The 12938-nt window shown below is 64.3% G+C and carries 9 protein-coding genes; 1 reads left to right on the plus strand and 8 read right to left on the minus strand.

Features of this window, described 5'->3' with window-relative positions; genetic code table 11:
- Positions 1–61: 61 nt before the first annotated feature.
- Positions 62–2044, plus strand: a complete 1983-nt coding sequence (gene sppA / locus ACSYDV_RS20165; protein WP_438325777.1) for a signal peptide peptidase SppA — start codon at positions 62–64, stop codon at positions 2042–2044.
- Positions 2045–2083: 39 nt separating this feature from the next.
- On the opposite strand, the gene ACSYDV_RS20170 is transcribed toward sppA, so the two are convergent.
- From ACSYDV_RS20170 to mdh, 8 genes are all read right to left on the minus strand, one after another.
- Entirely contained in the window at positions 2084–2986 is a 903-nt protein-coding gene (locus tag ACSYDV_RS20170) for an alpha/beta fold hydrolase (RefSeq protein WP_438325779.1), read from the minus strand.
- Between the two features lie 68 nt (positions 2987–3054).
- Entirely contained in the window at positions 3055–3684 is a 630-nt protein-coding gene (locus ACSYDV_RS20175; RefSeq protein ID WP_438325781.1) for a trimeric intracellular cation channel family protein, read from the minus strand.
- A gap of 9 nt (positions 3685–3693) precedes the next feature.
- A complete protein-coding gene (locus tag ACSYDV_RS20180) occupies positions 3694–5034 on the minus strand; it encodes an amidohydrolase (RefSeq protein WP_438325782.1) in 1341 nt (446 codons plus the stop codon).
- 22 nt (positions 5035–5056) lie between these two features.
- A complete protein-coding gene (lpdA, locus tag ACSYDV_RS20185; RefSeq protein WP_438325784.1) occupies positions 5057–6454 on the minus strand; it encodes a dihydrolipoyl dehydrogenase in 1398 nt (465 codons plus the stop codon).
- A 39-nt stretch (positions 6455–6493) separates the two neighbouring features.
- Positions 6494–7711 (minus strand): 2-oxoglutarate dehydrogenase complex dihydrolipoyllysine-residue succinyltransferase, encoded by a 1218-nt coding sequence (odhB, locus tag ACSYDV_RS20190; RefSeq protein WP_438325785.1) that lies wholly within the window; start codon positions 7709–7711, stop codon positions 6494–6496.
- A gap of 100 nt (positions 7712–7811) precedes the next feature.
- A complete protein-coding gene (locus ACSYDV_RS20195) occupies positions 7812–10631 on the minus strand; it encodes a 2-oxoglutarate dehydrogenase E1 component (protein ID WP_438325786.1) in 2820 nt (939 codons plus the stop codon).
- 94 nt (positions 10632–10725) lie between these two features.
- Positions 10726–11616, minus strand: coding sequence for a succinate--CoA ligase subunit alpha (gene sucD, locus ACSYDV_RS20200; RefSeq protein WP_438325787.1), 891 nt, complete (start codon positions 11614–11616; stop codon positions 10726–10728).
- Positions 11617–11719: 103 nt separating this feature from the next.
- On the minus strand, positions 11720–12682 hold the full coding sequence (mdh, locus tag ACSYDV_RS20205; protein ID WP_438325789.1) for a malate dehydrogenase: 963 nt from the start codon (positions 12680–12682) through the stop codon (positions 11720–11722).
- Positions 12683–12938: the final 256 nt, after the last annotated feature.

The following is a 12938-nucleotide window of genomic DNA, read 5'->3' on the forward strand; positions in this document are numbered from 1 at the left end:
AACCGCCCGCCCGTCGAAGCCTGCATTGCCAACGGCGGGGCGCATCCCTAGGTTTGCCACCATGACCGAAACCACCGCCGACACCCCGAACAATCCCGCCGGCCCCTGGGCGATCCCTGTACGCCGCGCGCTGCCCGGCGACGACCAGCCGAAAAACAGCACGAGCTTTCCCCGCAAGGTGTGGAACCTGCTCGTCGCAATCAAGGACGGGCTGGCGCTGATCTTCCTGCTGCTCTTCTTCGTCGCGCTGTTCGCGCTGCTTTCGGGCCGCCCCAATGCGGGCCTTCCGGTCAGCAAGGGCGCGCTGGTGATCGACCTCAACGGCGTGCTGACCGAACAGCCGGCCGAAGTCGATACGGTTTCGGCGCTGTCAGGCGGCAACCAGCTCAAGGAAATCCGTGTCCGCGACGTCGTCCATGCGCTGGAGACCGCGGCGGAGGATGACCGGGTTACGTCGGTCGTCGTCGACGTCGATCGCTTCCTCGGCGGCGGACAGGTCTCGCTCGCTGAAATCGGCACCGCGATGGACAAGGTACGCGCAAAGAAGAAGCCTGTGCTCGCCTTTGCCACCGCTTACACCACCGACAGCTATCAGATTGCCGCACATGCGAGCGAAGTCTGGGCCGACAGCATCGGCGGGGTCGCCATTGCCGGTCCCGGCGGATCGCGGCTCTATTACAAGGGGCTGATCGACCGTCTGGGCGTCACCGCAAACATCTATCGCGTCGGCACCTTCAAAAGTGCGGTCGAACCTTTCCTGCGCAGCGACCAGTCGCCCGAGGCGAAAGAAGCCAATCTCGCCTATGCCGGAGTTCTGTGGGACAATTGGCTGACCGACGTCAAAAAAGCGCGCCCGCAAGCCAAAATCGACAGCTTTATCGCCGATACTGCGGGCGCGGTGCGCGCGGCGGGCAACGACCTGTCGAAGGCATCGCTCGACGCCGGACTGGTCGACAAGCTGGGCGGCCGCATGGCGTTCAACAGCCGGGTGACCGAGATCAGCGGTGCGCTGGATGATAGCCAGCCGTGGAATTTCAACGCGATCCCGCTCGAAAACTGGGTTGCAGCCAACCCGCCGCACACAAATGGCAGCACGATTGCGGTCGTCCCTGTGGTGGGCGAAATCGTTGACGGCGAAGCGTCGACCGGGACCGCGGGCGGCGAGACCATCGCACAGCATATTCTTGATGCCACCACCGACAGCAGCGTCAAGGCGATCGTGCTGCGCGTCGACTCGCCGGGTGGATCGGTGCTCGCGTCCGAACAGATCCGCCAGGCCCTGCTCGCCGCCAAGGCGAAAAAGCTGCCGATCGTCGTTTCGATGGCCAATGTCGCGGCATCGGGTGGTTATTGGGTATCGACGCCTGCCGACCGCATCTTTGCCGAGCCCGAGACGATCACGGGGTCGATAGGCGTATTCGGTATCTTGCCCAGCTTCGACCAGGCGCTTGCCAAGGTCGGCGTCACCGCCGACGGGATCAGCACCACGCCATTGTCGGGTCAGCCCGACATTCTGGGCGGCGTGAACGCCGAATTCAACGAACTGGCGCAGGCCAGCGTCGAGGACATCTACGGCCGTTTCACAGGGCTGGTTGCCAAGAGCCGCAAACAGCCGCTCGAGAAGATTGAGCAAATCGCCGAAGGACGCGTCTGGGCCGGGGGCACTGCGCGCCAGATCGGGCTGGTCGACCAGTTCGGCGGCCTGCCCGAGGCGATGGCAGATGCCGCGAAGCGCGCGAAGATCGAGGGTGACTTCCACGCCAAATATTTCGAGGATGAGCCGAGCGAGTTTTCCAAATTGCTCGCCACGCTGACGGGCGCCGAGCAAGAGACGGCGGCGGCACCGCGCGGCTGGTTCGGGATCGCGGCGATGAACCGCCAACTCGCCGAACGGCGGCTCGCGCAGGATCTGACGCTGCTGACCCAGGCGGGGTCGGTGCAGGCGGCATGCCTCGACTGCCGTGCCTATCTGCCCGCCGTGCCGCGACCGGGAGCGGCCGAGGCGAAAGGCTTCTTCGGGGCGCTCGCGCTGTTGCTGCGCTAAGCCCACTCCCGCTTGCGGGAAGGGAGAGACGGGGAGAGACTATGCCGGGACGGCGACGTCTTTCGCATGTCCGGCGATCGCATCGGCCATCGTCTCGACCAGCGCCAGCGGCAGATCGTGGCCCATGCCCGGGATCGTCATCAGCCGCGCGCCCGAGATGTTGTCGGCGGTATCACGCCCGCCAGCAAGCGGCACCAGCGGATCATCCTCGCCGTGGATTACGAGCGTCGGCGCCCTGATGCCCTTCAGCATCGCACGCCGGTCGCCGTCGGCGACGATCGCCGCCATCTGCCGCGCAACGCCTTGCGGATACCAGCCGCGTTCGAAATCGGCGCGCACGCGGCGCTGCAGCCGGTCCTCGTCGGCGGGATAGGCGGGGCTGCCGATCACCCGCGCGGCGCGAACCGAAAAAGCGATCATATCCTCCGGCGCCCCGCTCATAGGCCGGCTGGTCAGCACCCGCATCGCCTCCTTGTCGGAGCGCGGCAGGCGCCGATTGCCAGTGGTCGACATGACCGAGGTCAGCGACAGCACCCGTTCGGGATAGCGCGCCGCGATATGCTGCGAAATCATCCCGCCCATCGACACGCCGACAATATGCGCGCGCTCGACCCCAAGATGGTCGAGCAGTGCCATGCCATCGGCGGCCATGTCGGCGAGCGTATAAGCGGACCGCACCGGCAGGCCGAGTAGCGATTTCACCACCATCCATTTGATATTCGGTACCCCCGCCGCGTCGAAGCGCGTCGACAGGCCTACATCGCGATTGTCGTAGCGAATGGTGCGAAAGCCGCGCTCGTTCAGCGCATCGACGAACTCGTCGGGCCACAGCGTCAATTGTCCGCCCAGCCCCATCACCAGCAAGATCGCCGGCGCATCGCGCGGCCCCTTGTCCTCGAAAGTGATGTCGATGCCGTTGATGGTCGCTTGCTTCGTGATCATGCTGCGGAAATCCTTTGCCGGAATCGCTGCATCATGCCCCGGCGGACGCCGACGTCAAGCAATCAAGCCTATCCGCTTTTGGTGTCGCGATAGGATGGCAGCGCCAGCGACCATCGGATCGCCGCGCCGCGCAGAAGGAAGCCGGCGGTGGCCCCGACAACCGCCGCAACGGCCGTGCCAACCCCGATCCAGAGCAGCAGCAGGAACAGCGCCGACGCGAGCGCGGCGGCGGTGACATAGATTTCGGGTCGGACGATGATCGAAGGGACGCCCGCAAGAATGTCGCGGATCGTGCCGCCGACGCAGCCGGTGATCACCCCCATCAGAAGCGCCGGCGCGGGCGGAACGCCCCAGGCCAACGCCTTGGCGGTGCCGAACACGGCATAAGCCGCGAGCCCGACCGCATCGGCCCATTCGAGCAACTGCCCCTGCCACCAGCGTTCGGGGGTCAACCAGACGATCAGCGCGATCGCAAGGCACGCCGCGGCGATCGCGCCATCCTGTACCCAGAAGACCGGGGCCCCGATCAACAGATCGCGCACGCTGCCGCCGCCGACCCCGGTCACCAGCGCAAAAAAGGCAGCCGTCACCAGCGTCTGCCTGAGCCGCACCGCCATCAATGCGCCCGACAGCGCGAACACGCTGATCCCCGCCAGGTCGAGCAGGCGGATCAACAGCGCATTGTCGATGTCGGGCATCGTCTGCGGCTATTTCGCGGCGGGACGCACGCCGCCGATGATCGACAGGGTGATCGCCGTCACCGCGTTGCGGATCGCCGGCTCAGCCTGCGGCGCAAAGAACGGAGAATGATTGGTCGGTGCGGGCTGCCCCTTCGCCTTCAGTTCGGCAAGCAATGCCGGATCATAGCCACCGATGCCGAAGAAGATCGAGGGAACACCCGCTTCGACGAATTCGGAGAAATCCTCGCTGCCCGACATCGGCGCCACGCTGGCGGGGGTAAAGACCAGATTGTCGCCAAAGACCGGCTTCAATGCTGCAGCCCCGGCGGCCGCCATCGACTCGTCGTTGAACAGGGCGCCGGTTCCGGTGAGATAGGTGATCGTCGGTTCGGGCGCATTGCCCATGAGCGCCGCCGCCTTGGCCGAACGCGCGGTGCCGGTCTTCAGCAACTCGCGCACCTCGGGGGCGTGCGAGCGCAGATTGACTTTCACCTCGGCACTGTCGGGGATGATGTTCGGCGCGCTGCCGGCATGGATCGCACCGATCGTCAGCACGCCAAAGGTCCCCGCTTCCTTTTCGCGGCTGATCACCGTCTGGACGTCGGTGACGAAGCGCGCCGCGATAGGGATCGGATCGATCGTCGCCGACGGCATCGAGCCGTGCCCGCCGCGACCATGGAAGACGATCGAATAGCTGTCGGACGCCGCCGACGACGGCCCCGCCTTGATGGCCACCTGCCCCGACGGCAAGTTGGACACATGCGCGGCAAAGCCGAAATCGGGACGCGGAAAGCGGGTCAGCAAGCCATCGGCCAGCATCGCGCGCGCGCCCTGCAATGTTTCTTCGGCGGGCTGGCCGATCAGCACGATCGTCCCCGACCAGCTGTCGCGCATCGCCGACAGCGCCTGCGCGACGCCGACCAGATAGGCGACATGGGTGTCGTGCCCGCACGCATGCATTGTGGGCACGTCCTTGCCCTCATAGGTGGCGCGCGCCTTGCTGGCCCAGGGAAGCCCGGTCTTTTCCTCCATCGGCAGCGCGTCCATGTCGGCGCGCACGAGGACCGTCGGCCCCTCGCCATTTTTCATCACGCCGACGACGCCGGTCCCGCCGACCTTTTCGGTCACGGTGAAGCCCGCCTTGCGCAGATGCTGCGCCAATATGCCCGCGGTGCGGACCTCTTGCATCCCCAGCTCGGGGTTCTGATGCAGATCCTTGTAGAGCGCATCGAGCGCCGGGTAATTTTTGTCGAGCAGCGCGGTCAGCCGGGCATTCGCCGCCGACAGGTCTGGGGCGGCCTGCGCCGCCCCTGCCGAAAAAAATGTGGCGAACGAAGCCGCCGCCAAGAGCCAGTGCTTCGTCGCCATATTTTTTCCCCCGTATTTTTCGTCAGATGTGAATCGGCTTGCCCGTCACCGCCATCGCCGCTTCCTTGATCGCTTCGCTGTGCGTAGGATGCGCGTGGCAGGTGTAGGCGATGTCTTCCGACGTCGCGCCAAATTCCATCGCCTGTGCGGCCTGCGCGATCATCGTGCCCGCGACGCTGGCGATGCACCACACACCCAGCACGCGGTCGGTCTTGGCGTCGGCGATGACCTTCACAAAGCCGTCGGGCTCGTGATTGGTCTTCGCGCGGCTGTTCGCCATCATCGGGAATTTGCCGACCTTGATCTCGCCGCGTTCTTTCGCCTGCTCTTCGGTCAGGCCGACACCCGCGATTTCGGGCATGGTATAGACGACCGACGGGATGACATCGTGGTTCACGATGCCGGTCTGACCCGCGATATTCTCGGCGCAGGCGATGCCTTCATCCTCGGCCTTGTGCGCGAGCATCGGGCCGGGAACGACGTCGCCGATCGCCCAGATTCCGGGAATCTTGGTGCGAAAATCATGGTCGGTTTCGATCTGGCCGCGCGCATTGACCGCAAGCCCTGCCTTGTCGAGACCAAGACCGTCGGTGTTCGGACGGCGCCCGATCGACACCAGCACGACATCGGCCTCCAGCGTTTCGGCGGTGCCGCCGGCTGCGGGTTCGAGCGTCAGTACGGCCTTCTTGCCCTTGACCTCGGCCGCCGTGACCTTGGTCTTCAGCTTGAATTCGACGCCCTGTTTCTTGAAAATCTTGTTCGCTTCCTTACGAACATCGCCGTCCATGCCGGGCAGGATCTGGTCGAGATATTCGACGCAAGTGACCTTGGCGCCGAGACGGCGCCATACGCTGCCAAGTTCGAGCCCGATCACGCCGCCGCCGATGACGACCATATGCCCCGGAACCTTGGCGAGTTCGAGCGCGCCGGTCGAATCGACGATAATCTGCTTGTCATTGTCGACCTCGACGCCGGGAAGCGGAGTCACCGACGATCCGGTCGCGATGATGATATTCTTCGCGCGCACGGCCTTGCCAGCGACCTCGACCGTGTCAGCCGACGTGAACTGCGCATAGCCCTTCAGCCAGTCGATCTTGTTCTTCTTGAACAGGAACTCGATCCCGCCGGTCAGGCCCTGGACCGCATCCTTGCGCTGGCCCTGCATGGTAGGCAGGTCGAGTTCGGGCTTCACCTTGATGCCCATCGCCGCCATCGCACCGCCGGCGGCGGCTTCGTAAAACTCCGATGCGTGCAGCAGCGCCTTCGACGGGATGCAGCCGACGTTGAGGCAAGTGCCGCCCAGCGTCTCGCGCCCTTCGGCGCACGCGGTCTTGAGGCCCAGCTGCGCCGCGCGGATCGCCGCGACATAGCCGCCGGGGCCTGCACCGATGACAAGGACGTCGTAGTCGTATTCAGCCATTTGTCGTTCCTTTACCCCTCGGGGGACGGGGAGAATTTCTTAGAGGTCGATCAGCAGACGCGTCGGATCCTCGATCGCTTCCTTGATGGTCTTGAGGAAGGTCACCGCCTCGCGGCCGTCGATCAGGCGGTGATCATAGCTCATCGCGATGTACATCATCGGACGGATCACGATTTCGCCGTTCCGGACGACGGGACGATCCTCGATGCGGTGGAGGCCGAGCACCGCCGACTGGGGCGGGTTGATGATCGGGGTCGACATCAGGCCGCCGAACACGCCGCCGTTCGAGATAGTGAAGGTGCCGCCGGTCATGTCGTCCATGGTCAGCGTGCCTTCCTTGGCGCGCTTGCCAAGGTCGGCGATCGCCTTTTCGATATCGGCGAAGCTCATGCTGTCGGCGTTGCGCACGACGGGCACGACCAGACCATTGGGTGCGCTGACCGCCACCGACACGTCCAGATAATCGTGATAGACGATTTCGTCGCCGTCGATCCGCGCGTTCACTGCCGGGATGTCATGCGCGGCGAGCGCGACCGCCTTGGTGAAGAAGCTCATGAAGCCGAGGCGCACACCGTGCTTCTTCTCGAAGCTTTCGCGATATTTGTCGCGCGTCGCCATCACCGCCGACATGTCGACGTCGTTGAAGGTGGTGAGCATCGCCGCAGTGTCCTGCGCCGACTTCAGCCGCTTGGCGATCGTCTGGCGCATGCGCGTCATCTTGACGCGCTCTTCGCGGCGGCCCGGAGCACCAGCGGCAACCGGAGCGGCAGCAGTGGCGGGCGCAGAAGCCGGTGCAGCGGCATCGGGCGCGGCACTCGCGGCGGCGAGCACATCTTCCTTGGTCAGGCGGCCGTCCTTGCCGCTGCCCTTGATCTTCGTCGGGTCGACGCCATGCTCGAGCACCAGACGGCGCACGGCGGGAGAGAGCGTCGTGACGCCATCGCCATTTTCTTCGGCCGTTGCGGCGGGAGCGGCAGCCGCAGCTTCGGCCTTTGCGGCGGGGGCCGCTGCCTTGCCGGCGCCAGCCTCGATCACCGCGATCACCGCGCCGACATTGACGGTATCGCCGACGGCCACGACCTGCTGGCCCATCACGCCCGCAACCGGGGAAGGAACCTCGACCGCGACCTTGTCGGTTTCGAGGCTGGCAATCGGTTCATCGACGGCAACAGCATCGCCCGGCTGCTTCAACCATTCGCCGATCGTCGCTTCGGTCACGCTTTCGCCCAGCGTAGGGACTTTGACTTCGGTGCTCATAGTTTCTTCTCTTCGTTGTTCCCCCGCGAAGGCGGGGGTCCATCATCTGACCCTGGGTGATGGCCCCCCGCCTGCGCGGGAACCATCGGTGTACACAATCCTACTTGCTCTTTGCCCGGCGGATTTCAGCGCGGACATTCAGACCCAGCGCGTCGGCGACCAGCGCCGACTGTTCGGTCTGGTGCCGGCTCATCAACCCGGTGGCGGGCGAGGCCGCCGCCGCGCGACCGGCATAGCGCGGACGCATGCCCGTCTTGCCGGCGTTGGTCAGCGCCTCCTCGATCAGCTCGTTGACGAAGAACCAGCTGCCGTTGTTGCGCGGCTCTTCCTGCGCCCAGACGACTTCCTCCAGCTTCGGCATGCGCTTGAGGCGCACGGCAAGCGGATCACCCGGGAAGGGATAGATCTGCTCGATGCGGATCACCGTCGTATCGGTCAGTTCAGCCGCATCGCGTGCTTCCATCAGATCATAGCCGACCTTGCCCGAGCAGAGGACGACGCGCTTGATGTCGCCATCGGCCGGCGGAGTGCGATCCGACATGATGCGGCGGAAATGCGCATCGCCGATGAAGTCCGAGCGCTGCGACACCGCCAGCTTGTGGCGAAGCAGCGACTTGGGCGTCATGATGATCAGCGGCTTGCGGAACGACCGCAGCATCTGGCGGCGCAGGACGTGGAAATAGTTCGACGGGGTCGAAATATTACACACCTGGATATTGTCGCCCGCGCAGAGCTGCAGGAAGCGTTCGAGACGCGCCGAGCTATGTTCGGGGCCCTGGCCTTCATAACCGTGCGGCAACAGCATCACGAGCCCGTTGGCGCGCAGCCATTTGGCTTCGCCCGATGCGATGAACTGGTCGATCATGATCTGCGCGCCGTTGGCGAAATCGCCGAACTGCGCTTCCCAGAGGACCAGCGACTTCGGATCGGCCATGGCATAGCCATATTCGAAACCAAGCACGCCATATTCGGAGAGCGGGCTGTCGAGCACCTCGAACCGGCCGTGCGGCACGGTGGTCAGCGGCACATATTTGGCTTCGGTCTTCTGGTCGACCCAGACGGCGTGACGCTGGCTGAACGTGCCGCGTCCCGAATCCTGACCCGACAGGCGAACCTGATAGCCTTCGCTCAGCAACGTCCCGAAGGCGAGGCTTTCGGCGGTCGCCCAGTCGAAGACTTCGCCGTCGCTCTTGTCGGCGAACATCGCACCGCGCGCGTCGATCACGCGGCGCAGCGTCTTGTGAACCTCGACGTCATCCGGGATCGTCGTCAGCGTGCGACCGATCGCGTCGAACAATTTGTCCGATACCCCGGTCGAGATATTGCGGCGCGAATTCTCAGGGTCCGCGGGGGCGTGAAGCCCCGACCAGCGGCCCGCAAACCAGTCGGCCTTGTTCGGCTTATAGCTTTTCGCTGCTTCAAAATCGCCTTCGAGCTGTGCGACGAACTCGGCGCGGTGGGCATCGGCCCAACCGGCATCGATCACGCCTTCCGCCTCAAGCTTCGTGGCGCACAGCTGCGACACCGGCGGATGCTGGCGAATGACACCGTACATCAACGGCTGGGTGAACGAAGGCTCGTCACCCTCATTGTGGCCAAAGCGGCGATAGCACCACATGTCGATCACCACGTCGCGCTTGAACTGCTGGCGGAAGTCGATCGCGAGCTTGCAGGCGAAGGTTACCGCTTCGGGATCGTCGCCATTGACGTGCAGGATCGGCGCCATCACGCCCTTTGCGACGTCCGACGGATAGGGCGACGAGCGCGCGAATTGCGGGCTGGTCGTAAAGCCGATCTGGTTGTTGACGATGAAATGGATGCAGCCGCCGGTATTATAGCCGCGGATGCCCGAGAAGCCGAGGCATTCCCAGACGATGCCCTGCCCCGCGAACGCCGCGTCGCCGTGGATCAGCACGGGTAGCACCTGCTCGTGCTTGGTCAGATCGTCGCGCACGACCTGCTGCGCGCGCACCTTGCCGAGCACGACCGGATCGGCCGCTTCAAGGTGCGACGGGTTGGGGACCAGCGACATATGCACCGATGCGCCGCCGAATTCACGGTCGGTCGAGGTGCCGAGGTGATATTTGACGTCGCCCGACCCGCCGACATCGTCGGGGTTCGCCGAACCGCCGGCAAATTCGTGGAAGATCACCTTGTACGGCTTTGCCATGACGTTCGCGAGCATGTTGAGGCGCCCGCGGTGCGCCATGCCATAGACGATTTCCTTGACCCCGTACTGGCCGCCATATTTGATGATGGCTTCCATCGCCGGGATCATCGATTCGCCGCCGTCGAGACCGAAACGCTTGGTCCCGACATATTTGCGGGCGAGGAATTTTTCCCACTCCTCGGCCTCGATCACCTTGTTCAGGATGGCGCGTTTGCCCTCGACCGAAAATTCGATGATCTTGTCGGCGCCTTCCATCCGCTCCTGAAGGAACTGGCGCTCCTTCAGGTCTGCGATATGCATATATTCAAGGCCGACATTGCCGCAATAATTGGCGCGCAGGATCGCAACGATTTCGCGAATGGTCGCCTTTTCCAGACCAAGCGTGCCGCCGATATAGACGGGCCGATCCTGATCGGCGCCGACGAAGCCGTGATATTCCGGCGTCAGGTCTGCGGGCAGTTCGCGCTGGTTGAGCCCGAGCGGGTCGAGATTCGCGGCCAGATGACCACGCACCCGATAGGTGCGGATCAGCATCATCGCACGGATCGAATCGTCCGCGGCGCGTTCGACTTCGGCGTTCGACAGCGGCGCGCCCGCCTTCGCAGCGGCGGCCTTTACTGCGACCTGCATCTGCTGCGGATCGAGCGCGGCGGTCAGATCGTCATTGTCGATCTGCGGCCAGTTTTTCGGCGCCCAGCTGGGGCCAGCCTGCGGTTCGTCGATGTCAAAGCTTTGTCGTTCGAGGTTCATTGTCTCTTCCATTCTCTCAAGAGAAATGGCTTCCGGGGAGGATGATCGGGAAAGGAACGCCCGCCGGCAAAACGCGTTGCCGGCGGGCAATCGCTCAGACGCGTTCCTTCAGCACTTCGGCGAGGGTCGAGCCGAGTTCCGACGGGCTCGCCGACACCTTGATGCCTGCGGCTTCCATCGCGGCGATCTTGCTTTCGGCGTCGCCCTTGCCGCCCGATACGATCGCACCGGCATGGCCCATGCGGCGTCCCGGAGGCGCGGTGCGGCCCGCGATGAAGCCGGCCATCGGCTTTTTGCGGCCGCGCTTGGCTTCGTCGATCAGGAACTGGGCGGCCTGCTCTTCTGCGTCGCCGCCGATTTCGCCGATCATGATGATCGACTTGGTCGCTTCATCAGCGAGGAAGAGCTCGAGCACATCGATGAAGTTGGTGCCGTTGACAGGGTCGCCGCCGATGCCGACTGCGGTCGTCTGGCCGAGGCCGACGTTCGTCGTCTGGAACACCGCTTCATAGGTCAGCGTACCCGAACGCGACACGACGCCGACGCTGCCCTTCGAGAAGATGCTGCCGGGCATGATGCCGATCTTGCATTCGCCGGGGGTCAGAACGCCGGGGCAGTTCGGGCCGATCAGGCGCGACTTCGAACCCGACAGCGCGCGCTTCACCTTGACCATGTCGAGCACCGGAATGCCTTCGGTGATGCACACGATCAGTTCCATCTCGGCATCGATCGCCTCGAGGATCGAATCGGCGGCGAACGGCGGCGGCACGTAAATGCAGCTTGCGGTTGCGCCGGTCACGGCACGGGCTTCGGCAACGGTGTTGAAGTTCGGCAGGCCGATGTGGGTCGTGCCGCCCTTGCCCGGCGTCACGCCGCCGACCATCTGCGTGCCATAGGCCAGCGCCTGTTCGGTGTGGAAGGTGCCGGTCGCGCCGGTCATCCCCTGCGTGATGACCTTGGTATTCTTGTCGATCAGGATGGACATATTCAAATCTCCTGGGGAGGGTCAGAAAGCTCTTTGGCTCGAACCTGACACGCTAATACGGGATTGCAACCCGCCCGGCATGGCGCCGGACGGGTGGCTGTCATCAAGCCAGGCTGGGATCCAGCGTCTTGCAAGCGTCCAGCAGTTCCTTGACCGCATCGACCGAGACCTGCAGGCCCGCCTTGTCGTCGGCATCGAGTTCGATCTCGACGACCTTTTCGACGCCGCCGGCACCGATCAGCACCGGAACGCCGACGTACAGGCCGTCGAGGCCGTACTGGCCATCGACATAGGCGGCGCAGGGCAGGATGCGCTTCTGGTCACCCAGATAGGCTTCGGCCATCGCGATACCCGACGCGGCCGGGGCATAGAAAGCCGAGCCGGTGCCGAGCAGCGCGACGATTTCGCCGCCACCGCCGCGGGTGCGCTTGACGATCGCGTCGATCTTTTCCTGGCTCGACAGGCCCATTTTGACGAGATCGGGAACGGGGATGCCGTTGACGGTCGAATAACGCGTCACGGGGACCATCGTGTCGCCGTGGCCGCCGAGGACGAAGGTGTTCACATCCTTGACCGACACATCGAATTCGTCGGCGATGAAGTGGCTGAAGCGCGCCGAGTCGAGTACACCGGCCATGCCGACGACCTTGTTGTGCGGGAGCCCTGAGAATTCGCGCAGCGCCCAGACCATGGCGTCGAGCGGATTGGTGATGCAGATGACGAAGGCGTCGGGAGCGTTGGCCTTGATGCCTTCGCCGACGGCCTTCATGACCTTCAGGTTGATGCCGAGCAGGTCGTCGCGGCTCATGCCCGGCTTGCGGGCGACACCGGCGGTGACGATGATGACGTCGGCGCCCGCAATATCGGCATAATCGTTCGTGCCGGTGATCTTCGCGTCAAAGCCCTGAACCGGACCCACCTGCGACAGATCGAGCGCCTTGCCCTGCGGCACGCCTTCGACCACGTCGAACAGGACGACGTCGCCGAGTTCCTTCTGCGCGGCAAGGAGCGCCAGCGTTCCGCCGATATTCCCGGCTCCGATCAAAGCGATTTTCTTGCGTCCCATAGCGCGCGGCACTCCCTTCCTGGCAAGCCCGGCAATGCTTCACAGACCGACGGGGGCACGGGCTTAAACCCCTTGCCGGTCCCAATGATGGGCTCGCCCCTACGCCGATTCCGTTAAGGAAACAACAGCGAAAAGGTAGGAAAACTGCCTTTTTTTGATAATAGTTCGCAATAACAATAAGTGGCAATTGCGAGTCCATCAGATGGGCGCGGCGATCGGCGTCGGCAAGGGTAAGAAACTCCGATCGCCACAGCGG

Origin of the sequence: Sphingopyxis selenitireducens (genome assembly GCF_051550705.1) — a bacterium.
Classification (GTDB): Bacteria; Pseudomonadota; Alphaproteobacteria; order Sphingomonadales; family Sphingomonadaceae; genus Sphingopyxis.